The sequence below is a fragment of the Cyclobacteriaceae bacterium genome (assembly GCA_025808415.1).
In the GTDB taxonomy this organism is placed as follows: Bacteria; Bacteroidota; Bacteroidia; order Cytophagales; family Cyclobacteriaceae; genus UBA2336.
In genome coordinates, this window is sequence record CP075525.1 from 3,420,402 (window position 1) to 3,444,964 (window position 24,563).

Below are 24,563 nucleotides of genomic sequence, written 5' to 3' on the forward strand. Positions count from 1 at the left end.
TTTAAAAAGTACTCAAAACTAAGGAAAAACAACGAAACCGTAATTTTTAATAGAGCCTATTCTTCAAGGTTTGCCTATCTTGGTAAACCAGAATAACGCCATGCTGAGATCCTCATTACTTCTCTCCTTGCTGTCCTTACCCGCACTACTCTGCGCACAGAAAAGGATTGACAGCATGTTAACTATTATAAACAGGAATCTGAATGATACAATCCACGCCAAAACGTTGGTAAACCTTGGCCTGGCTTATGAAAGAATCGACACCAAAAAGTCGCGGAAATATTTTAAATCGTCACTTGAGTTGCACGAAGGCGGCTTGAACGGTTTATGGGTAAACACGGCTTATGTTCGATTAGCCGGTGTTTACGTTTCCATAGGTGATCGTGACAGTGCCCTGTATTTTTTTGATAAATCCAAAAGCTATCTTGAAAAGTATCCCAACAACAAAGGGTTATCAGCTTATTTAACCGGATGGGGAATCTTCAATAACAATTTTGGAAACTATGCCGAGGCGTTAATAGCCTATGAAAAGAATGATGAGTTGGGAGAGGCTGTATTAGGAAAAGAAAACATGGCCGGCAATTACCTGAACATGTCCAATGTGTACGCACGATTAAACCAGGCATCGAAACGGGAAGAGTCAACGTTTAAGGCATTAGTCATTTTTGAAGAATTGAACAACGAGATGGGCTTGTCTTTTTGTTACAATTCACTGGGCAATATTTTCTATGAACAAAAAGATTACACAAAAGCAGAACAGTACTACCGGAAGTCGCTAAACATACGGATAAAGCGCAATGACAAACGCGGCATGGCTACAACTTATAATAACCTTGCCAACATAGCCATGGATACCGATCGCTTCAAAGAGGCATTGGAACTTCAGCAGGCAGCGCTTGAGCTAAATAAAGAGCAACAGCTTAAAGAGGAAATTGGTAAAAATTATGTAAACCTGGGAAAGATCTATCAAAAAATGAACCGGCTGCAGGATGCCCTTGATTATTTTAACCGGGGAGAACAGCTATTCAAAGAATTGGGCATCACCAGGTTTGATGCCTTTATCTCGGCTGAAAAAGGAAGGGTTTACACACAACAGGCACTTCAGGATGAAGCCCAAAGATCGCTTGCGCTCAAAAAACTTAATGAAGGCATTGAACAAGCCCAAGCCAGTGGCGAGTTAATCAGTGAACTTCATGCCGTGACATTTTTGAAAGAGTTTTACCTTCAGGAAAAAAACTATGAAGAGGCTTTCAGGCAACTGATCCGCCAGCAAGCACTTACCGATTCACTGGAAGGCAAGGAAGTTAAGCTGCGCATTTCCCAAATGGAAACCCAATACCAGGTAGCACAAAAAGAAAATGAAATTGAATTGTTAAAAGCGCGTCAACAATTGCATGAAACAGAACTCGAACGGCAACAAGCAAACCAAAACATTATCATCATTGCATTGGTTTCAGTTTTGGTTATCAGCATCGTGCTGATAAACCGTTATCGGGTGTTGAACCGAACCAGGCGCCAACTTGAACTGGAAAAAATGCGCAGTGACATTGCGCGCGATCTTCATGATGATTTAGGGTCTGCGTTATCCAGCATTAACATCATCAGTCAAATGGGTATTACCCAAAAAAATGGACTGTCAGAAAACTATCTGCAGCGGATAAATGAACAATCGTCCCGCATGATGGACAGCATGTCGGATATTGTATGGTCAATCAATCCGGAGAACGATACCGTTGACAAACTTCTTATTAAGATGAAAGAATTTGCCGCGGAGATTCTTGAACCGAAAGGTATCGCCTATCAATTTGATGAACCGTCCAATCCTGCGGCCATCCGCCTAAATGCCGGGAAGCGAAAAAATCTATTCCTGATTTACAAAGAAGCCATTAACAATGCGGCCAAATACAGCGAGGGCAGCAACATTTCTATCCGCCTGAAGGAAAGTGACAATACCTTAACACTTGCAGTAAATGATAATGGCAAGGGCTTTCTGGAAACCGAAATAAAACATGGCAACGGGCTTCGGAATATGGAAGCCCGTGCAAAGCAAGTTAAGGGCACACTTATCCGCCACAGTAAACCAAATGAAGGCACAACCGTAACTGTAAACCTTCCCATCACATGATTGCGGTATTTCAAAATGGCTATAAATAGCGCTTTTTTACCCTATATTAATAAACGATGGCTGTTCGCATCCTTATTTACGAAGACAACACAATCCTTCGGGAAAGTTTATCCAGCCTGGTAGCCTCACACCAAACCTTTAACCTGGTTGGTGCCTTTAGTCATGTATTAAATGTCATTCCTGAGGTAACCGAACTAAAACCGGATGTTATACTCATGGATATTGATATGCCGGGTATGACCGGTATACAAGCTGTACGACAAATCCGCACACAGAATCGGGAGGTGGCCATTTTGATGCTCACCGTTTTTGATGACAACACCCACGTATTTGAAGCCTTGCAAGCCGGAGCCAGTGGTTACCTGCTCAAGAAGCACATTGCCGTAAAACTTTTTGATGCTATCCAGGATGTATTGCACGGTGGCGCGCCTATGTCGCCCAGCATTGCGCGCATGGTTATTCAATCCATGCAGCAACCCGCTGCGAAGGACTATCAACTAACCTCCCGAGAAAAAGAAATTCTCAGTGCATTAAGCCAGGGCAACAGTTACAAAATGATTGCCGCACAATTTGAGATCAGCATTGATACTGTCCGTACGCACATCAAAAAAATTTATGAAAAGCTGCAGGTGCATTCACAGACGGAGGCAGTAAGTAAGGCGATTAACGAAAAACTTGTTTAATAAAAAATGTTATGAGAAAATTCTTCTGTATGACAGGCCTTTTACTTTTTACACACGTTTTGATGGGTCAAGCGTTGGAAAAACTTACCAAGCTCTCGCTACCAGAATTCAATGTCTATTGCAGCAAAAGTTTTGAAAGGCCATCAACGGTCATTGCACAGCGGTTGGCTAATGCACTCAGTTACCATGAACAACTGCTTGGTTTTAAACCTTCGGTAACACTACTGGTGCTATCGGCAGCAGACTGGGGTAATTACACCTCATTTCCTGTTTATGGAATGCCCCATTATACTGACAATAAAACGTTGGTAGTAGCTATTGAAGACAATCCATTCTGGCAAAGTTTTATTCCTCCACTTGATCAACTACCAAAGGAACTAGCCGACCAAATCCGTACCACATACTCGAATAACGAAAAATTAACCATGCAGCCATTCTTCGACCTGCTGGCCATACACGAACTTGGCCATGCATTTCACACACAGGGCGGGTTGAACATGCAGCGCATGTGGATGGGGGAACTCTTCTGCAACATTTTTTTACATACTTATGTAGCCGAAAAAGAACCCAAAGCTTTGCCAGCGCTAACCGTTTTCCCGAATATGGTAGTGGCTGCGGGGGCAAAAGAATATACGTACACGCGCTTGCAAGATATTGAAGAGCGTTACAATGAAATCGGGCAGCAACATGCTAAAAACTATGGCTGGTTTCAATGCCGCTGGCATGCCGGTGCTGCAAAAGTTTACGATGTGGGTGGTAAAGAGGTATCTGTAAAACTATGGCAAGCATTAAAGCAACAGAAAGAAAAACTTCAAGATGATGCTTTTGTCAATTTCCTTGAACAAAATGTAGCTACGAGTCTGGCTGACCTTATAAGGAATTGGGACAAAGAGACAAAATTCTGAGCATAGATATAACGTATTTATGTTAGCTAAGAGATTGCAAGAAGAATTCTAACAGGTGTTTCGTAAGCCATGAAAAACTCCCTTATCGACAGAACGCTCCTACCCGGCACAGCATGGATATTATTTTTACTTATTCCCATCACCTTTCTTGGCTTTTACCCCAGTTATTTCGCTAAGCTCAACGCTCCAACCCCAACGGTCATTCATCTGCACAGCACATTCATGTTACTATGGCTGGCCACCGTGATTGCACAACCACTACTCATAAAGTTCAACAAACTAAACCATCACCGACTTATCGGAAAGATCAGCTATGGACTTATGCCGATTGTTATCCTCAGCGGGTATTTTATTCTTCACTATTCTTACCATCGTGCATTAGGCGGTGACGATGTGGGCCCTCCTGGCTATTATCCTGCTGATTTTCCCTTGCACATCAAAGCAGCAGATTTTGTGGTTATTGGCACAGTGTATTGGTTATGGTTAATTGTGTATTATGTTTTGGGTGTGAGCTTTAGAAAGAGAACCATAGCCCATGCTACATTCATGCTGGCTGCCGCCTTAACCATTCTTGGTCCTGCAGGCGACAGGCTGATCGGTCATTTTTGTGATGCCATGGGCTGGCCGTTTAATGCTGTTGCCGGAAATTTTGTATTTGCATTGGTGGGCCTGGTGTTTGTTTGTCTGTTATTCTTTCATCAAAAGAAAAAACTAAGTCTTCAACCAACCCTCACCGTGCTGCTGATTCATGGTATTGGCGTTTTACTTTTTTACACTATGCCATACCATCCTGTATGGAATCGGTTGGCAGCTTTTCTTTTTAATGGATAACAATTATGACACGCTCTAACTACTTCTACTCCGCATAATTGGGTTTCTGCTTTTTGTTGTCTTTCTTGGCTTTGCGCCAAGCTTCTACTTAAAGTTTTGGTGCAGCCTGGGCTGTTTGGGTTATTCAACCACTTGGTGGGCTATTTCATTTCCGGGAGAATGAAGGCTTTTTCACTTTAACCGGTGCTTTATTTTCATAATGACTTTTCCACATCGTAAAGTTTACTTTAAATTTGAACGACATATTTAAAGTATGATTAAAAGAATTGTTGAATTTTCGCGTAAAAACAGCCTTTTTTTATTTGGGGCAAGAGGGACGGGAAAAACCCATTTATTGAAAGAACGCTATGCCTATGGTAATAACTGGTACATCGACTTGTTAAATCCCGAGGTTTCCCGAAAGTATCTGTTGAGCCCGGCTGTTTTTGTGCAAGAGCTTGCAGCCAGAAAACCGGCACCTGAATGGGTCATTATTGATGAAGTACAAAAAGTACCTGCGCTCTTAGATTTGATACATCAGCAAATTGAATCAACAAAACAAAAGTTTATCCTTAGCGGATCCAGTGCCCGGAAATTGAAACGTGGTGCAGCCAACTTATTGGCCGGAAGAGCATTCGTGTATAACCTGTATCCATTAACGGCAAAAGAAATCGGAAATGGTTTTGATTTGCACGAAGCACTCCATTGGGGAACATTACCAAAACTTTTGGATTTACCTGAAGTGCAGGACAAAAAGGAATTCCTGAGAGCTTACGCCAACACGTACCTACGGGAAGAAATCCTTCAAGAACAAATCATTCGCAAACTGGAACCCTTTCAACGATTTTTACCGGTGGCTGCTCAAATGGCCGGCAAGGTTATCAACTATTCAAAGATTGCGTTTGACACAGGTACCAGTGTACCCACTATTCAATCCTATTTCCAAATCCTGGAGGATACATTACTAGGTTTTACCTTGCCGCAGTTTCATGAGTCTATCCGAAAAAGACAACGGTCGAACCCCAAATTTTATTTTTTCGACACCGGCATTCAACGTACCCTGCTAGATGAATTGAACACCACGCTGAATCCGCGCACCTCACAGTATGGCAATGTGTTTGAACAATTCATCATCAATGAAATCAACAGACTACAATCCTACTACCGAAAAGATTATCGGTTATCCTACTTGCTCACGGGGGCGGGAGTCGAAATAGATCTGATCATTGAACGACCCGGGCTAAAGCGAGCAGCCGTGGAAATAAAATCAACCACAACCATAACACAAAGTGACTTGAGGGGTTTACTCACCTTGGGTAAAGACATACCCGATTGTGAGTTGTTTTGCCTCTCCAATGATTCAACTCCTAAAATTATTGAAGGTGTTCAATGCTTACCCTGGCAGGCAGGCTTATCGGAGTTAGGCTTATAGCGGGTATTTCATGGCTAAGTATTTAAGTTTTGCTTAGCTTTAGTTGTCAGGTGTACTGGACTATTTTTGGTGAGTATTTTAGCACCTATCTTATAACCTATTATAATGGGTCATATTACAACTCATATGTTAAAGATTTTCACTATGAACTCATCGAATCTTATAGGAGGATGTATAACATTTTTCGGGGACTTGAATATGATGAGTTTTTAAATGCAACTTATATAGTACTTAAAGATCTGGAAACGGTCAGGTTTAAGCATTTTTACAGTCGCCCTGATCAATCGAATTTTATTTTAGCCATCTCAAATAAGTCTAACCACTAAGGACACGAAGAAAGCACAAAGTTCATGGAAAGTTTGCTGTTTTCCTGGCAAAATATTTTCCATCCCTAATCAGAACATTGATTTCAAAGAACGCTCCCAAATAGTGAAAATACCTCAATCGCTTCAACTCAACATATTCATTCATCACATAATCATGTGATACCGATTGTATAGGGGAGAAGGTAAATTTGAGTATGCAAAAATGCCTAACCCTTATCCTGCTACTAATTTTTTGTACCAGCCATGCGCAAATCATCAGCAACTTTACAGCGGATGATGAAGGTTGGGCTGCAGCCCATACCGGTGGGACCACAGCTACTTTTGAATACGTATCAACCGGAGGAAATCCTGGTGGATATTTGTCTGCGTCTCCTCCAACTTCAGGAGGCTCGGTTAATATAGGTATGAACTGGTATTGGGTAGCACCAGCCAAGTTTTTGGGGCAGTTCAGTTTCTCATATGGCCAACATTTAAAACTTGATTTAAAGCAATCAACTGCCGGAACTGATAACACTGTGAGCGACATCATCCTTCGTGCCTCCGGAGGACAATCCATTCATTTGCGCTTTCCTGAAAAGCCCGGCACAGAATGGACATCTTATTCTATCCCATTAGATTTATCAGCCGACTGGCGATCGAACAGCGCGGCCGGGAATGTAGCTTATGAACATGAAATACGAAGGGTACTGGCTAACCTTTCGCAAATACAAATCCGGTGCAAGTGGATTAATGTAGCGGGCTATAGTAGTCAGCTTGATAATGTAACACTGGAACAACTTGAACTGATGCCCGCACCAACCGTGGCATCCGTTACACCAACTGCTGCACTAACCCATGCAACCGTAACCATAAACGGTACAAACTTTGGTGAATCCATTTCCAACAATCGTATTTACTTCGGCAACACCGAAGCAACAGTAATTTCTGCCAGCGCAACACAACTCCAGGTTACTGTTCCGCCTGGGGCAACCTTTGCACCTATTCGCGTACTCAACACATCCACTGGACTCTCTGCACAATCCTCCGCTTTTTTTCAACCGCAGTTTAACAATCCAGATGAGACCGGTGGTCGCATCATTGCCAGTACCTTCGGGTTAAATGTGGAGGTGCCCTACTCGGCCGGTGTATTGGCCTCCGTTATGGGAGATATTGATGGCGATGGTTGGCTGGATGTCGTTACCTTAGAATCAGGTGCCACCATGGGAATTTTTCGTAATGCAGGCTCTGGTGGCGAAATTAATTCCTCAACGTTTCATCCCCGCGTTGGTATTCCGTCTGGCGAGCAAGGCCAGGGAAACTCAGGCGGTCTTGCTTTAGCTGATTTTGACAACGATGGCAAGCTTGACTTAGTCACCTATTCGCGAGGGCGTTTCGATGGCTTTGCCAACTCGGGTGGTATTACCATTAGCCGCAACATCAGCACACCGGGAAACATCGCCTTTGAACCTGCCCGACTCTTTTTTGAAATTGATATATTTCAAAACGGCATTACTGTTGCCGATTTAGATGGAGACGGCCGACAGGATATCCTGATCAACTCAACCGGACTCGTCATCTTCCAAAATACCAGCAGGGCACCGGGTATGATTGAGTTTGCTGCCGCCAGGCGCATTAACAGTGTGAGTGGTTATGTAACGGTGTGCGACCTAAACAACGATGGAAAACCGGAAGTGATTGCCACAGGTGCAGGTAACACTAATATCATTTTTCAAAATGAGTCAACGCCCGGCAACATTGTGATTACTCCCGCATTTTCCTTTCCGGGTAGCATGGTAAGCGGCATTACAGCTGCCGATCTGGATGGCGATGGCAAACAAGACTTGACCTTTTACAGGATAAATGGCTTTAATGATTACGACCTGGTGATTCGAAAAAATATTCACACTACGGGCCCGGTTACAGAGGCCTCACTCGCACCTGAAATTATTTTATCCAAAATCAATCGCGCCTATTCGCAACGTGTGGCCGACATCAATGGTGATAACCTGCCGGAAATCATTTTGATGGGCGTTACCGCCAGTTTTGTTGTATTCGAAAATGTTACCACTCCGGGCACACTAACCCAGGATTCCTTTATTGAAGAAGTAAGCTTTCAAGGAAACGTTAACCTGAATGCACCGCTGGTGGGTGACCTTAATGGCGACAATAAGCCTGACGTAATTACGTTTGGTTCGAGCGGTGCTAATCGCCTCATTATTTACGAAAATGAAAGTGTGCCCAAGCCAACCATTTCGGTAAATACCGTTTCACCACTTCGCGCTGCTGCCGGAAGTACCATTACGATAACCGGTGAGAAGTTTTCTTCCATTCCTGAACGAAATACGGTATGGTTTGGTGGTGTGCAGGCAAACGTACTAACCGCATCTAAAACAGAACTTACCGTGGAAGCACCCCTTGGAAGTACTTATGCACCGGTAGGTGTTACGCGCGATCGGTTAACATCGTATTATCATCAGCCTTTTTCTGCTACGTTCGGCAATGGTGTTGATTTTGATAACAGTCACTTTGCACCTCCCGTCACCATTGCCCTGGCCGGAGCAGATTATGATATTGATGTAGGCGATATGAACAATGATGGTCTTCCCGATTTATTAGTCGAGATCACCAATGCTGCACGAATTTTCCGAAACACCTATAGTGGTGGTGCTATCACAGCCGATGCCTTAACCCTCGATGTAAGCATTACCGGATCGTTCCTCAATCCTAAACTTCAAGACTTTGATGGCAATGGTTTATTGGATGTGGCTACTGTAAACGGAATACTTCGTAAAAACATTTCTACCGGCAGCACCATTGAAATTGATGCCAACGTAACGTTCGGTGGCGGAGGATCCAACTTAGCCTTTGCCGATTTTAATCAGGATGGCAAAATGGATATGGCTTATCCTAGTAATGGTGGTGCCCAGCTGATTGTTAAGGAAAACCGTACCCGAAAAGGACCATTCACTGCGGGTACTTTTCCTTCCTTCACGGCCAACATAAACTTTGCAAAACCGAGTACCAATGGTGGTATCGTAACAGCCGACTTTGACCGAGATGGTTGGCCCGATATTGCAGTTACTAATCCAACTACTGCATCCATGAGTATATATCACAATCAGCAACTGCCCCGAATTCGTACAGGAAGTTTCACACGAACAGATATCCCAACAGGTACAAACCCAAGTCGCATTTATAGCGGTGATTTTGACAATGACGGACGCCAGGATTTATTGCTCTACCATGGAACAGGTGCCAATAATACTTTACTCATACTTTTGCACAACCAGAGCACTCCGGGCAATATTTCCTTCAACAGAATAGACCTAACAAACCCCAGCGCTACTACCGTTGCGCACATTGCCGATGTGGATGGTGATGGACGAGTGGATATTCTTACCACCAGTGAAACCGGAAACCGGTTTTCCGTTTTCAAAAACATACATACTTCCGGAGCACTCTCAGCCGCGTCTTTCGCAGCGCCCTTCAATACTACCGTAACGGCACCAAGGGCTATTGTCACGGCTGATTTAAATGTGGATGGTAAACCGGAAATCGTCATCACGCGAAATGGGTTTCTCGCTATCTATGAAAATCTGATTCCTAATGTCTCTATTACCATCACTACACAACCAACCTCTCCGGCTTATGCGTGTGAGGGAACCAATGCATCATTTATAACGGCTGCCACTGGCACCACCAACATTACCTATCAGTGGCAGAAGTTCAATACCGGAACGTCTCTGTTCGAGAACCTGACTAACAATACAATTTATTCGGGCGTTACAACTTCTACTTTGTCTATAACTACCGTAAGCAACCTAGTAGCCGGAGATTATCGATGTTTAATAAGAGGCGACCTCGCAGCAGATGTATTCACCAACGTAGCTCAATTCGTTGTTAATGCGCTGCCTACGTCCCCCGATGTCATCAATGCCAGCCGATGCGGAACGGGTTCGGTTACCCTTAACGCCAGTGGCGGAACGCCCGGTGATTATCGCTGGTACACTGAAACTCCGTTCGCCTTGATTACGGGTGAAGTGAACGATACCTACGCAACGCCCGTGCTTACTGCCACCACAAATTATTTTGTCTCCCTTGCTGATGCGTTTTGCGAAAGTACACGTGTACTCATCACCGCAACGATTAGTTCCGTCCCGGCACAACCCGCTATTACCTCCAGCATTACACCGGTTGCCAATGCCGTTACTGTGTGCAGCAGTTCAACCCTTACCTTAACCGCACCGGCAGGTTTTGCAACCTATGATTGGTCGAATGGGGAAAGCACACAACAAATAACTGTTGCTGTCAGTGGTATATACTTCGTTACGGTTACAAATGCCGGGGGCTGTGCAAGTCCTGCTTCTGCATCGCTCGCAGTAACGATACTTCCCGAGCCATGCAGCAATCAGCCACCTGTAATTATTACCACACTTACGGGGCTATACATTGAAGGACTTGTCCGCGTTGACCTCACGCCTCTATTAAGTGATCCGGATGATAACCTCGACTTGGGCAGTTTGCGGGTGCTGAATACCCAAACTAAAGCGGGGGCTTCTGCTTCGATTAATTCTTTCCATGAATTGATTTTAGATTACGGTGGCATACTCTTCACAGGTGTTGATCGAATCTCTATTGAAGTGTGCGACTTGCTGGGTGCCTGCACCCAACAACAACTCACCATTTATGTTGAAGGTGACATTATTGTTCGTACAGGCTTCTCTCCAAACGGTGATGATCGTAATGACTTCTTTCAGATCGATTACATTAACCTCTTTCCCGATACACAACAAAACCGCGTAACCATCTACAACCGTTGGGGCGATGCGGTTTTTGAAATTACAAACTACGACAATCAAACGCGGGTGTTCCGTGGGTTGAATAAAAACGGGAATGAACTTCCGTCAGGTACGTACTTCTACAAACTCGAATTCACCAGCGGGCGGAAAATGAAAACGGGGTATCTGTCTCTCAAAAGATAGAGTCTATGCTGTCTTTGTGCTGTCCGACATTCCCGCTGTCCGACATTTGCAATGTCGGACGATAGATAAAATGGATTTCTAATCCAGGCCTATCCTATTCTACTTTTATTAGTAACTTCACTTCATGGCACAAGCATACCGAATCCATGATCAACAAGGCTTGTATTTCGTCACTTTTACCGTGCACCAATGGGTAGATGTCTTCACTCGAAGGACTTATGTTGATCTGTTACTAGAAAACCTTCGTTACTGTCAGCAACATAAAGGGCTCAAAATATATGCTTGGGTTATCATGAGTAACCATTGCCATTTTATTCTGCGGACAGAACGCCATAATCTCAGCGATGTAATCCGTGACTTTAAAAAACACACAGCTAAGAAGATTTTCGAAACTATTGAAAATAATGAACATGAAAGTCGGAAACGTTGGCTAACCTGGCTATTAAAGAAGGACAATCACATTTGGTTTTGGGAAGAAGGTTACCATGGAGAAGAAATAACCAGTAAAGAATTCTGCGACTCAAAAGTGAATTACATCCACATGAATCCGGTGCGAGCAGGCCTGGTTGATAAGGAAGAGGAATACATGCTGAGCAGCTGTGGGGATTTTTATGGTACACGTAAAGGCTTGTTGGAACTAGAGCCATTGTAAAGTGGTTCAGGGTTTACTGAATTGCCCATTCCGGATTAAAATCCAACTCATCTTTGCTCGACATTACAAATGTCGAACAGCGAAAATTGATTTAAATTTCCCCAACTCTCAGGTGCGCTATGTAATTATACCGCCAGCCAGCAACGGCCGAACAAGCTTACCGCAAAACCCGGAAGATTATTTCGCTACCTGCGCCTGGTTAGGTATTGAACCTTAATAAATCACAAAACCTCCAAGGTCTTAAAGACCTTGGAGGTTTTGTGATTTATTTAAACTCATCGCCACGTTGTTCGGTGAAATACCGAACCCTCTCTTCTTCGCAGTGCCTCGCAAGGGGACTGCGCAAGAAAATTATCTCATCAATCGATAGTACTACTTTGGTCTGGTGTCGACAGTGCTGTCTGACATTTTCAATAGCCAGAATTTGAAATCCTCATTCCGGATTAAAAATCCCTCCCATCTTTGTTCGACATTATAAATGTCGAACAGCTAGTACCTTGGTCAGTGTCGTCACAGGCCATGGAGAGAAATCTCTACATCAACCCATAATCCATCGCGAAAGCAACTGCCTCCGCAGTTGATTTGCTACCGGTTTTGCGGAGCAGGCTTTGCCGGTGGTTGTCAACCGTTTTTTGTGAAATACTCAGCGCATCGGAAATCTGTTTGCTGCTTAAGCCTTTGGTAAGCAACTTAAGCACCTCGCGTTCGCGTGTGGAAATTTTCGGAAGCTCCTGATGTGCGGATTCTTTTGTCTCACCATTGAAACTAAAAAACATGCGGCTGGTGTTATCCCGTAAATCCAGCAACGTCATGGAAGCAACCCCGCCTTGCTTTACGTGCGAAACATCCGTAACCAGCGTAAGCATGTACACCAACTGGCCAGCCTCATTAAAAACAGCATCCAGGTACTGGATTAAGGCCCAGTAAAATTCTCCCTTTTTGTTTTTAAGCCGGATAAATATGGATGTGCGGATGTGTTTGCGTTCATGCTCAGCCAAACCACCACAATGCATGGCATAGTATTTCGAAAACGCAAACATTTTTTCACCATCCTCAGGGTGAATATGCTGAAACAAAACCTGGGCAGGCGCATTCACAAATTCATGAAGCTGCAACGGCAACATTTCTTCCAGCGCTCCACCGGCTTGCAGGTGCGTAAAGCTTGTGGTGTCTGCAATAAACCAAAAATACCTACCGATGGAAAACGTATCGATGTGATCTACACGGGCACGGAGTTGTGCCAATGCCTGCTCAGCAGCGCGGTGCGGAACATCAAGCTTCTGTTTGCTGAATGTCTCAACATTAACCTTAGGAAGGATATGTGTTCGTTTAACCATACATAACGTTCAGTGCTTACAATGCTCGCGCACATAAACAGAATAGGGATAAATCCCTATGGTTTTGAAGATAGAGAAATTGACTAAATCCTCCAAGGGCTTAGAGATACTGGGCGGATTGCGATAGTTTCTCTAATCGAATTCTAATCTACCTCCATGGTTCGTGTCCTCACGAACCACATCATTATTCGAATTTTCGGTCTGTGGGACACAGACCGAGGAGATTTAATCTTTATTTAGGACTTGAAATGGATACTCAGGTATTCTAATCCAGAAATCCAAACCCCCGCGCCAGCTTCAACAGCGACTGAACGTTATGGACATTAAACTTGCGGAATAAATTTTTGCGGTGCGTTTCTACGGTAAGGTCACTCAATACAAGTTGCTTGGCAATTTCCGGTCCCGACAAACCACCGGCCAGCAAATCCAGTATTTCCTTCTCTCTGCGGGTTAAGGATGGCCTTGTCACTTCTTCAAAGGATTTGTATTGCTCCAGTACTTTCAGGTTGGCATCTTCACTCAAATACACATGGCCCGCCATCACCTTCTCCATGGCCTTCAGCAGCTCTTCCCGTTCCATATTTTTCAGCAGGTAGCCGTTGCCCCCGCGTTGCAGCAACCCGGTAATCATGCCGGCTTCATTTATAGAGGTGAGGCCAATAATTTTCACGCTGGCATGTTGCTTCCGTATCCGCTCACACAGTTGCAAACCATCCATGTCCGGAAGGTTGATATCGAGCAGAATAATATCGGGCACGTTAGCCACCAGAAATGCCAATGCCTCGGCTCCACTTTTGCACGCACCGATAACTTCTACCCTAGCCTCCGACTGCAACATGGTTTTTATACCATCCCGTACCAGCGGGTGATCATCGATAATAAGCACCCGTATCATACATCTTGTATTAAGAAATCCATCATTACCGTGGTACCCACGTTCTGCTGCGAGTCAATACTCAGTTTACCATTCAGGTAGGCAACCCGGCTCTGCACACTTTCCATGCCCGCGCGCTTTTGATTATCTGCCTCGGCCGTATTAAAACCCCTGCCGTTGTCTTCCACCTGTACACTTAATCGGTTTCCATCGCGCACGATCTGGATAATGGCCTCCGTAGCGTGTGCATGTTTTATAATGTTGTTCAATAACTCCTGCATAATCCTAAACAACATAATTTCAGTGGTAGTGTTTAATCGTTTATCCATGCCATGCACCTCCAGTTTTACCTGCAGCAACTTGCCGGCAGAAATATTGGCACACAAATCTCTCAACGCATTCACCAGCCCCATCTTCATCAGCACTTCCGGCATCATATTATGGGCAATACGCCTGATCTCTTCCGAGGCATCGTTTATCAGTGTGTAACTTTTTTGAAATAACTCCTGCTCACGCAAAACAGGTTGCTCGTGATGAAGGGAGTTGAAATACATTTTAATGGTGGAGAACACTCCGCCCAACCCATCGTGCAAATCTTTTGCAATGCGGGTGCGTTCGGTTTCCTGCCCGTTGATCATGGACTGCAGCGACACTACCTGCTGCTGGCGTTCCAGAAATTTTACACGGTCTTCCTGAAGTTTCCTTTCTTTTTCTGCAAGCGTTTGCTTTTGGCGGCTGTAGCCGGAATAAATGATCAGAATAATAATTAGCGCAATAGCTGAAATCCCTGCAATTAAAAACATCCTGTTCCTGCGCACGGTTTCGAGTTCATTTAACGTGCTTTCCGACTTCAGGGTAGCCAGTTCCTGCTCACGCTTCTGATGTTGATACCGCGACTCCAACCCGAGGATACGATTTTGTGTTGCTGTATTGGTGCTGCTATCGGCATACAGTTTATGCAAATCGGCATAGTACACGGCATTTTTAAAATCACCGCGCAAAGATGCAACCTGCTTCAATACATCATAACTGCCGGCAACTTCGTCATATTGTTTCAAGGGCTTGCCCAGGGCAATCACTTCATTGGCATATTGGATGGCCTCATCGTACCGCCCGATAAGGTAACAAGCATGGGCCAGGTTGCGGGCTGCACCGGCAATCAGGTAATTGTTTTTGATTTGTTTACACAACCAGTAGGCTTCCTGATAGGCTTTGTGGGCTTTGGCATAATCTTGCATGGTCAGGTGGTAGTTGCCTTCATTCAGGTAAACCATTTGGGTAATCACCATGTTGCTTAGCGATTGATTGAAATAGATTGCGGAATCGAGGTGAGGTTTGGCAAGTGCTGTGTTTTTGAGGGTGAGGTAGGCATCAAAAATATCAAGGTGTATCATTACCCGGTAGCGGCCTTCAGTTGGATAGTTACGGATACGAAGGGCCTTTTTCGCATACCCAATACCGCGTTCGTATTGTTTTTCGGCAATCAGGTTACGGCTTATGCCCGAAAGGATTTGTGGAAAAAGATTACGCACTTCGATGGATGAGGATTGATCGATCAATGCCTCGGCTTCCAGCAAATATTCCACAGCCGATCCATAGTCGGACTGGTAATTACTGAGTATACCCAGGGCATTGTAAGCACTCACCTGTAATAAAGTATCCTGCAACAACGGCCAGTAATCCAGTACAGCATCGAGGTAAAACCGTGCACTGTCGTACCGGGCCAGGTTGGTGTACGTCATGCCCATGTTGTAATGTGCGCGGGCGCTAGCCTTTGCATCTTTTAATTGAGCCGTAAGCCGCATGGCCAGCTGCGCATACTTAAGTGTTGAATCGTACTGACCATGTTCAAAAAAGTAGCGTTGAACCTGCATGACCGCTGCAACCGATGCTGAATCCGGGTTGGGTTTATTTACAATGGCCAGCAGGCTATCGGTGTAAGCTGTTGGTGATCCCTGCCCAAGGGCCGTTTGGGCCAACATTGCACCAAGCATTGCCCATACAACACCAACCATACGGAATGAGAGAACCACACGCTTCAGGAAACGACACGCCAGAAAATATTCTACCGGATTTCCGGTAGTTTTTTCTGTCAAAAAATGACGGTTTTCAGGTATTGAAGCAGAGCGCACCAAATCGCAACTTTATCATCGTGGAACATAGCATTATGTAAAAAAAATCAATCGACAATCAAGCCGCAATCACACCGCACTAGGGATAAATCCCTATGGCATGAAGATATAAAAAATTGTAGATCATAAAGCCAAAAGTGATTTCTAAATGGAGCCAACAAACATGACCGAAAACCCCGAAGAAACCAAACGCCTGGCCATCATTACGCTCGTTTGCGTTTTCGGGTTTATCACCACTATCCTGGTACTTCAATTTGCTTTTTCAAGTATCCTTGAAGATGGGGGGTGGTATCCTAACTACCTGACACTTTCAACTTTATTAAGCCTGGCATGCCTGGTCGGGATTTGGAAAATGAAGCGTTGGGCTGTATTTGCCTATACGGTACTCGTGGTATTCAATCAAATCATTTCTTTCATGGCAGAGACGTGGGACGTAACGGCACTAATTGTACCCGCCTTAATTGTGATTACGTCATTGGCAAACGTGAAGAAAATGAGCGGCTCTTCAAATTCCTGGATGGTAGGATCACTGGCCGGAGTGGTGGCCATTGCCTTGATGTATTTCATGGTAGTTCAACCCGGAGTGGAAATAGACGCCCAACGGACAGCGGAGTTAGAACAAAGACTAAGGGAATTGGAAGAGAAAGATGATGATGGCAATACTGAAAACTTCCTGGCGGCTGCCATCAGTCTGCGGGAAGCCGCACGACAAGTAAATGAAGCATCGCCCTTGCTGGTGGACTCAGAAACGCGCCTGGATGGTGCAGAAATACTACCCAACAATACCTTTCGATACAACTATACGCTGGTAAACGTAACGAAAGCTGAAATCGATACCCTTAATGCCAAGCGGCAACTGGAACCTGACATGATACACGTCATTCGAACAAATGCTGGAGCCCAGGTATTCCGCGACCATAAGGCTACGGTGGTGTACCGCTACCACGACAAAAATGATGCTTATGTTTTTAACGTTACCATTACCCCCGAAATGTACAGCCTACTGAACACCCCGGTATCTGGTAACAACTAATGACTAATGACCAATGACTATTTACTAATCACTAACAACGAATAACGAACAACCAAAACCCTTTACCAAACCGAAAGAAACCTTAACGATTAACGATGATTGCACTTAAGCCCGGTATTTTTTCAAACTGTTTATCAGCCGTAATGATTGGCAAGCCCAAAGTAATTGCAGATGCAGCGATAATGGCATCCGGTAGTTTAATCTTCATTTTTAGCCTGATCTCAATTACCTTTTTCTTAATGGCAGGCGAAATATCCACCACAGTACACTGGTTGATAAACGCTTTTGTTTTGACAGTCTCACCCGGTGTAATATTGGGTTTACTAAGCAATTCAAGTTCAGTAATGAAGGAAAGCTTAGTGTCCATGCCCTGGAGTAGCTCAGCCAGGTGTTCATCACCACTCAATAAGTATATGGCAATATTGGTATCGCAGAAAGCCTGCAGATCAATTCCATTCATTGCGCATTCGTTTTTGGGCCGCCAAGCCATCTTCTTTCCACTTCACCGTGCCACAAAATTTTTTGGCATCCAGTTTTTTTCCCTGCTTCAATTTGCGCGCAGCATTTACCAAATCCTGACGCTTTGTTTTAGGCGTGATGTGAATGGTCATAGGATACTCTGTTATGATAAGATTCAGTTTCTCAAAAATAGTGAAAAAAGTATGAGGGATAAAGCCCACTTCTATTGCTACTGCGCTGCAATAAATGAGGTAGAAAGTAAACCCATATCTAACAAATAACAACCAATGACTAATGACCAATAACTATTGACCAATCACTAACAACGAACAACGAACAACTAATAACGAACAACTAAAACCCTTTACCCGTGAAAAAGTTAATCCTCCTCACCGCCCTGCTTTTGCCGCTCACCCTGTTTGCCAAAATCTGGATTGTGGACAGCAACCCGGGCAGCGCCAGTAAAGATTTTGTGAACTTACAAGAAGCCCACGATGGCGCCAATGCCGGAGATACCTTGTACCTGATTGGCTCCGGAGTGAATTATATATCGGCTAAAGTCAATATTTCTAAACGACTAGTAATGATTGGGCCCGGTTATTTTTTAAATAATCCAGAGACACAGGTTTCGCTTCTTGTTGCCTTTCTAAGACAACCAACAGGATGTGGTGACTTTGTCATTGACTTTGTCGATGGTGCGCAAGGTTCCGCATTAATAGGGGTAACTATCCGTGGACGAATAAGAATTTCAACAAACAATATTTTGATAAAACGGAATTTATTTGAAGACGAGCACCCTATCGGAGTTTGTCTGAATCCAAGAATAACATCGCATGGATCAAACGTAACAATTATTCAAAATTACTTTAGGGACAGTGTAAATGGTCAGGGAGTTTTTATCGGAGCTGGATTTAGTAATGTTAAAATAATTAGCAACTACATTCACTCAGCAGGAGGAACGGCCATTTCTGCTCTTAATAGCGGAGTTGAAATTAGTAATAACGTAATGGATTACGGTATAGTGGCGAATGCTGGCATCATTCAAAACAACATTTTTACAGTTAATCCCTTTCTTACAATAACAGGATCTGTCTTCAGAAATAATATGGCAACCCATCCAAGCACTCTACTTCCCTCTGGAAATGGTAACATAAGTCAAGTTTCGTTAGCCAACATATTTGTCCTCACTGGTACACCAGATGGCAGATGGAAACTCAAAGATGGCTCCCCCGCAATTGGTGCTGGTTTTGAAGGGGTGGACATGGGCATGTTTGGTGGTGATGAGCCCTATGTGCTCTCGGGCATTCCGCCCATACCCACCATTTACCAACTCAATGCCCCGGCTGTAGGTGAGAAAAACACCGGGCTGCCCATTACCATTAAGGCCAAAGCAAATAATTAACAACCATCAACTACCAACTAATAACCCATGAAAAAACTACTCCTCGTCTCGCTACTCATACTGCCCCTTACACTGTTTGCCAAAATCTGGATTGTGGACAGCAACCCCGGCAGTGCCTCTAAAGATTTTGTGAACTTACAGGAAGCCCACGATGGCGCCAGTGCCGGAGACACCCTGTATTTGATTGGCTCAAGTGTAAGTTACATTACATCTAAGGTTACCATAAGCAAACGCATTGTCATCATTGGGCCAGGTTATTTTTTGAACAACCCGGAAACACTGGTTTCATTACTACCCGCAGTCTTGAGATTGACCACAACCTTTTGTACAGAAGCAGGAATTGACTTCGTTGCCGGCTCAGAAGGCTCTGTGGCGATGGGCTTAACTTTTAATTGTTTGGTGCGTGCGAATACGAGTAACATTATGATCAAGAGAAATCACTTTATAGGACTTGGTTTTTGTCCCACATACCTATTTGCTGCTTCCGGATCTAACGTTTCTGTCGTTCAAAACTATTTTCAGACGAATAGCAATATTGGGGGAATACTTATACCGACCGGATTTTCGAATGTTACCTTGCGTAACAATTACATTCAAGGATTATCCTTTAGCGCTGGTTCAGTCCCTGCAATCCGGACGGAAGGTTCCGGGGTAGAGATTTCCAATAATGTGATAGCAATGGATGTCTTTACAAGCAATGCATTAGTTCAAAATAATGTTTGTATTGGTGGCGGGTTCACTTCTACCACATCAGTCGTCCGCAACAATATGCATGTTAACAATAGCGTATTCCCGGCAGGCAATGGTAATGTTAATGGTGTAGCCTTTGCTTCCATATTTGTCGCCACAGGAACAACAGATGGCCAATGGAAACTCAAAGATGGCTCTCCTGCCCTTGGTAGCGGATACAACGGCACCGATATGGGTATGTTCGGTGGCGCAGAACCGTATGTGCTCTCGGGCATACCGCCCATACCTACTATTTATTCGTTAGATGCGCCCCTCACCGGTGAAAAGAATACCGGGTTGCCCATTGAAATCAAAGCAAAATCCAATAACTAATTCGCTTATGCACCGTTGGCGATACCTGTCACTTCCGCTGTTTCCGCTGTTCGGGATTTGCAATCCCGAACCACAGATAAAAAGGATTTCAAATCCGTTTCATCTGCGTTCGACATTGCAAATGTCGAACAGCCTAAAGTTTGTACTTTATATAGTAGTTGGCTTACTCTTTAGTGCATCAAGCGCCTTTTCCCAGTCCATTACGCGGGTCGAGTACTTCTTTGATAGTGACCCCGGTTTTGGAAATGGCATTTCAATTCCCATTACCAGCGCGGCTAGCATTACACAAGGTTTCACCGTACCGTTAGGTACAGTAAGTCAAGGCTTTCACGCACTTTATATTCGGGCAAAAGACAGCAACGGCTTGTGGAGCATTCCGGTAATTCATCCCGTTTATGTTCAACTCTCTGCACAAAGCGCCAGTTTGGTGCCATTAACCCGCGTAGAGTATTTTTTTGATACGGACCCCGGTCGCGGCAATGGTTTCAACATTCCCATCACCAGCGCCATCAACATCACGCAAAGTTTTACGGTGCCCTTAGGAACAATCAGCGAAGGGTTTCATGCCCTCTACCTTCGTGCGAAAGACAGCAACGGATTGTGGAGCATTCCGGTCATCCACCCGGTGTTTGTTCAGAACAATGCACAATCTGCGCCCACGCCTGCGCTAAAACGCTTCGAGTATTTTATCGATACCGATCCGGGCACCGGTAACGCAACACAGGTTGCTTTGTCGGCTCCGAACATTACCGAAAGTATCGTGATCAACCTCGCCAGCGTGCCCGATGGCTTTCATACGCTCTACCTGCGTACGCAAGATGTAAACGGACGCTGGAGCCTGCCTCTGGCGCGGCCCTTCTATGCACAGCAGTCGGGGCCGGGCACGGTAATTACCGCGCTGGAATATTTTTTTGATGACGGCACCACGGCTACTGCACCCCGTACTTACTCCGCGTTTACACCGGCTGCCAACGTTGATCTTTCGTTTAACGCACCGCTCAATGAGTTGCAACCCAGCACCAGCTACGATGTGTACATCACCGCGGTGGATAACAGCAACAAGCGCAGCAAGAAAGCGAAGCATGCGTTTATTACTCCTGCTGTGATTTGCGATCCGCTCAACACACCTTCGGCATCGGCCATCACCACGTGCCTTAACACGGGCGCCAACTTAACGGCCACCGGTGCCGTAGGGGCCGAACGGTATGCGTGGTTTAGTGTACCCGTGGGCGGGGAGGCCCTGGCGGTAACGGCCACCGGTGCGTTTACCACACCGGCCGTGACGGCCAACACCACGTACTATGTAGCCATCATCAATGGCACGTGTGAATCGGTGCGCACTGCTATACCGGTAACGCTTTCGTTCAGTGCACAACCAACTATCAGCACGTCCTTCCCGGTAAACGGCAGCCAGGTTACACTTTGTGCCGGCAGCAGCATCTCGCTATCAGCACCCACAGGCTTTACCGGCTACGCCTGGTCGAACGGAGCCACAACACCAACTATTACCGTTTCCACTTCAGGTACCTACACCGTTACGGTTACCGATAACACCGGTTGCACCAGCGTACCTTCCGAAAGTTTTGAAGTGATCATTCAGGCATTCCCTTGTTTAAATCGCCCGCCTGAGATTGAAGCAAGCGTTACAGCCGTATGGATTGAAGGCAAAGTTTCCATCGACCTGAACCCATTGGTGAGCGACCCCGATGATAACTTAGACATCTCCACCTTGCGCGTACTCACGTCACAGTCGCAGCGCGGTGCGTCAGCCTCATTAACTAATCAACTGCTTACGCTCGATTACAGCGGTGTGTTGTTTGCCGGATCAGACTTTGTGGATTTACTCGTGTGCGATTTGTTCCGCGTATGCACACAGCAAACCTTACAGGTGGAAGTGGGGGGCGACATTGAAGTGTTCAATGCCATTTCGCCCAATGGCGATACCAAAAATGAAATCCTGTTTATTCAATACATCACCACGCTGCCTGATGCACAAAACAACCGCGTAACCATTTACAACCGCTGGGGCGATGTGGTGTGGGAAGGGAAAAATTACGATAACACCACCGTGGTATTTAAAGGATTGAACAAAAACGGAAATGAACTTCCGTCAGGTACCTACTTCTATAAACTGGAATTTACCAGTGGACGACCGATGAAGACGGGATACCTGGCGTTGAAGAAATAAAATGACTATTGCGCATTTTGGTCTGTGCGGACACAGACCAGGGGGCAAAACAGCGAGTGAGCAGATTACAACCATTAGTAATATGGAAACAAAAATACCTGCAACACCTACAGCAAAACAGATGATTATGCTTTGCTTCACGGTAAGCGTAATGCTTGTCAGCTTCACATCCTTTGCCCAGGATAAATGGCTTGGCTATTACGAAAGCCCAGCCGATAAAATTCTGCTTCAGGTTGAGCCCAAAGACAAGGAGGGCTATTTCCGTGGGCGACTGTTATACCAGGATGTGATCATACCCATGAAAGCTTTAACGCTACTGGGTGTAATGGTTGGTGAATATCAATCCAATGGAGTAGATAAACAATTTACGCTTACCCGGACGGGCGATGTATGGGCCTTCTCGATTGACAGTCAGGATTACTCGCTTAAGAAAGTACCCCAGGCAGAATTTCCGGCTGATGCCGCGGTAGCCATCCAGGTTACCAAATCCAGGTTGCCTCCCGTACAACAGGCAACTACTTCCACCACAGCACCTGTTGCTGCAACGTCCACAGTCGCGCCTGCCGGAGTGATCATCCCGGAAAACTTTAGCAATGTGATCAAAGATCCGGGCGGCACATTTACCGTAAACATACCCGATGGCTGGCGATCAAAACAGCAAGATGATGCCTATGTGTTAACCAAAGCAGGGGAAACAACGGAAATCGGGATTGCGGCTCATCACTATTCGGATCGGCAGCAAATGCTGCGCGAAGGCAATGGTGAAGAGTTTGAGGACATCTTCAATTACATTACCGCCACCTCACAGCCTTACGGCACGCAACACGTGCGCACGACTTCGCGCGGCAAGCTGCAAGGCAAGAACGTGGTGATCGAAGCGCTTTTTCTTTACTCGCCCCATGGCGGAGGGGTTATGGTTAGTGCAACCATGTATAGTAAAAACCTTATTCCGGAACATTTCAGTTTAGTGGAACAAATTGCCCAAACGGTGGTATTCGAAAAACCGGTGGAAGACAACACCTGGCTCAACCGCGTGCGCGGCAAACAGTTGTTGTATCTCAAAACCATTAGTGGCGGAAGTACCAAGTATTACTACAACCTGTACAGCAATGGGCGGTATGATTATGTCTATACGTATACCTACAATTCGAATAGTTTCTACGGTAGCGACAACGATCGCGATCAGGGCACCTGGAGAATTGTAAACCGGGGAAACAAAGCCGTGCTGATACTTAACGGAAACAAAAAAGGGATGGAGGAAATCGTATTGGAAAAATCGGCTGCATCAAACGAACTCACCGGAAACGGTGAACGGTTTTTTGTGAAGGCTATTGAATAGATAAAATAGTAGCAACTAATAGACTATAAATATGAAACGCACATACCGTTTAACACTACTCCTGCTTGCAGGCATTACATTCTTCGGCTCAAAAACGTATGCACAGCTTGGTGTGCAGGGAGGTTTCATTGGCGTTATTGGTGATGGCTTCGTTACACATGACTCGCTTGATGTGCTTGGAGCCGCTTACGGTTTTACAGGCGGCATTTTATTCGAACTGCCGCTAACCGGCACACTCTCTTTACAACCCGCGATAAACTGGGTAAGCAAGTCGTGGAGTGATGAACTTGACGATAGTTTTGAAATCACAAAAACAAAAATGACTATTAACTACCTGGAAATACCCGTGCAATTAGTGTTAAGGCAGCCCCGTGCATCAGGCTTCTTTGTTGGCGCGGGCCCCTCTGTTTTTTACGGCCTGTCTGGAAAACGTACTGTTACTATTGACGGAACACAAACAAAGCGTGATGACCATGTATTTGGAAGCGAAGAGGGACTCGAGCAACGAATAACACTTGCTGTAAATGTTATGGCAGGATATTCTTTTGGGAAACTTAAATTACATTTCAACTACAGTAAAGGCCTGACCAATCAGCCTGGGGAAGGAAGTGATTTTGGGAATGAGAGCCATGTTGCTGTGCGAATCGGGTATATGTTTGCGATCAAATAGTGGTCGGGATTTTCAAATCCATTTGAGCGTGGCAAAAGGTGCATTGATAAAGTAATCTACCTTCATTCGACATAGTTAATTTCAAGCGGAGAGCTATTTACACGTTCATCACCCCCGATTATCCACCATCGGACAGAAACAGCTTGGCCTGACCTGCTTTTGTAACTATCTTA

Annotated in this window: 18 protein-coding genes; 13 read left to right on the forward strand and 5 right to left on the reverse strand. The window is 45.0% G+C overall.

The genetic code is table 11. The features are described 5' to 3' along the window. Window positions 1-100: 100 nt before the first annotated feature. From KIT51_15170 to KIT51_15200, 7 genes are all read left to right on the forward strand, one after another. Window positions 101-2,125 (forward strand): tetratricopeptide repeat protein, encoded by a 2,025-nt coding sequence (locus KIT51_15170; GenBank protein UYN86190.1) that lies wholly within the window; start codon window positions 101-103, stop codon window positions 2,123-2,125. Window positions 2,126-2,181: 56 nt separating this feature from the next. Further along, a complete protein-coding gene (locus KIT51_15175; protein UYN86191.1) occupies window positions 2,182-2,808 on the forward strand; it encodes a response regulator transcription factor in 627 nt (208 codons plus the stop codon). Window positions 2,809-2,837: 29 nt separating this feature from the next. Next, entirely contained in the window at window positions 2,838-3,713 is an 876-nt protein-coding gene (locus KIT51_15180; protein UYN86192.1) for a hypothetical protein, read from the forward strand. A gap of 69 nt (window positions 3,714-3,782) precedes the next feature. Continuing rightward, window positions 3,783-4,544: a hypothetical protein gene (locus tag KIT51_15185; GenBank protein ID UYN86193.1), complete on the forward strand. Its 762-nt coding sequence runs from the start codon at window positions 3,783-3,785 to the stop codon at window positions 4,542-4,544. 253 nt (window positions 4,545-4,797) lie between these two features. Continuing rightward, window positions 4,798-5,955, forward strand: a complete 1,158-nt coding sequence (locus KIT51_15190; GenBank protein ID UYN86194.1) for an ATP-binding protein — start codon at window positions 4,798-4,800, stop codon at window positions 5,953-5,955. 520 nt (window positions 5,956-6,475) lie between these two features. Next, on the forward strand, window positions 6,476-11,242 hold the full coding sequence (locus tag KIT51_15195) for a VCBS repeat-containing protein (protein UYN86195.1): 4,767 nt from the start codon (window positions 6,476-6,478) through the stop codon (window positions 11,240-11,242). A 124-nt stretch (window positions 11,243-11,366) separates the two neighbouring features. Beyond that, complete coding sequence (locus tag KIT51_15200; GenBank protein UYN86196.1) at window positions 11,367-11,894, forward strand: transposase; 528 nt, start codon at window positions 11,367-11,369, stop codon at window positions 11,892-11,894. Window positions 11,895-12,427: 533 nt separating this feature from the next. On the opposite strand, the gene KIT51_15205 is transcribed toward KIT51_15200, so the two are convergent. From KIT51_15205 to KIT51_15215, 3 genes are all read right to left on the reverse strand, one after another. Beyond that, window positions 12,428-13,231 (reverse strand): hypothetical protein, encoded by an 804-nt coding sequence (locus tag KIT51_15205; protein ID UYN86197.1) that lies wholly within the window; start codon window positions 13,229-13,231, stop codon window positions 12,428-12,430. Between the two features lie 265 nt (window positions 13,232-13,496). Beyond that, window positions 13,497-14,126 carry a response regulator transcription factor gene (locus KIT51_15210; GenBank protein UYN86198.1) on the reverse strand — a complete coding sequence of 210 codons (630 nt, stop codon included), beginning with the start codon at window positions 14,124-14,126 and terminating at the stop codon, window positions 13,497-13,499. Beyond that, window positions 14,123-16,201 (reverse strand): sensor histidine kinase, encoded by a 2,079-nt coding sequence (locus KIT51_15215; protein UYN86199.1) that lies wholly within the window; start codon window positions 16,199-16,201, stop codon window positions 14,123-14,125. Before KIT51_15215 ends, KIT51_15210 begins: the two co-directional genes overlap by 4 nt. Window positions 16,202-16,385: 184 nt before the next feature. Here KIT51_15215 and KIT51_15220 point away from each other — a divergent pair, with 184 nt between their 5' ends. After that, window positions 16,386-17,270 carry a hypothetical protein gene (locus tag KIT51_15220; GenBank protein UYN86200.1) on the forward strand — a complete coding sequence of 295 codons (885 nt, stop codon included), beginning with the start codon at window positions 16,386-16,388 and terminating at the stop codon, window positions 17,268-17,270. A gap of 82 nt (window positions 17,271-17,352) precedes the next feature. Here KIT51_15220 and KIT51_15225 read toward each other — a convergent pair whose 3' ends face one another. Both KIT51_15225 and KIT51_15230 read right to left on the reverse strand, forming a co-directional pair. Beyond that, window positions 17,353-17,730, reverse strand: coding sequence for a type II toxin-antitoxin system VapC family toxin (locus tag KIT51_15225; protein UYN86201.1), 378 nt, complete (start codon window positions 17,728-17,730; stop codon window positions 17,353-17,355). Further along, window positions 17,717-17,881, reverse strand: coding sequence for a hypothetical protein (locus tag KIT51_15230; protein ID UYN86202.1), 165 nt, complete (start codon window positions 17,879-17,881; stop codon window positions 17,717-17,719). The genes KIT51_15225 and KIT51_15230 overlap by 14 nt, the downstream gene beginning before the upstream one ends. Before the next feature lie 218 nt (window positions 17,882-18,099). On the opposite strand from KIT51_15230, the gene KIT51_15235 reads away from it, so the two are divergent. The 5 genes from KIT51_15235 (at window position 18,100) to KIT51_15255 (ending at window position 24,390) form a co-directional block, all read left to right on the forward strand. After that, complete coding sequence (locus KIT51_15235; protein ID UYN86203.1) at window positions 18,100-19,131, forward strand: hypothetical protein; 1,032 nt, start codon at window positions 18,100-18,102, stop codon at window positions 19,129-19,131. Window positions 19,132-19,158: 27 nt separating this feature from the next. After that, a complete protein-coding gene (locus KIT51_15240) occupies window positions 19,159-20,193 on the forward strand; it encodes a hypothetical protein (protein ID UYN86204.1) in 1,035 nt (344 codons plus the stop codon). A 7-nt stretch (window positions 20,194-20,200) separates the two neighbouring features. Beyond that, complete coding sequence (locus KIT51_15245) at window positions 20,201-22,381, forward strand: gliding motility-associated C-terminal domain-containing protein (GenBank protein UYN86205.1); 2,181 nt, start codon at window positions 20,201-20,203, stop codon at window positions 22,379-22,381. Between the two features lie 82 nt (window positions 22,382-22,463). Next, entirely contained in the window at window positions 22,464-23,720 is a 1,257-nt protein-coding gene (locus tag KIT51_15250; GenBank protein ID UYN86206.1) for a hypothetical protein, read from the forward strand. A gap of 31 nt (window positions 23,721-23,751) precedes the next feature. Next, window positions 23,752-24,390 (forward strand): PorT family protein, encoded by a 639-nt coding sequence (locus KIT51_15255; protein ID UYN86207.1) that lies wholly within the window; start codon window positions 23,752-23,754, stop codon window positions 24,388-24,390. Window positions 24,391-24,563: the final 173 nt, after the last annotated feature.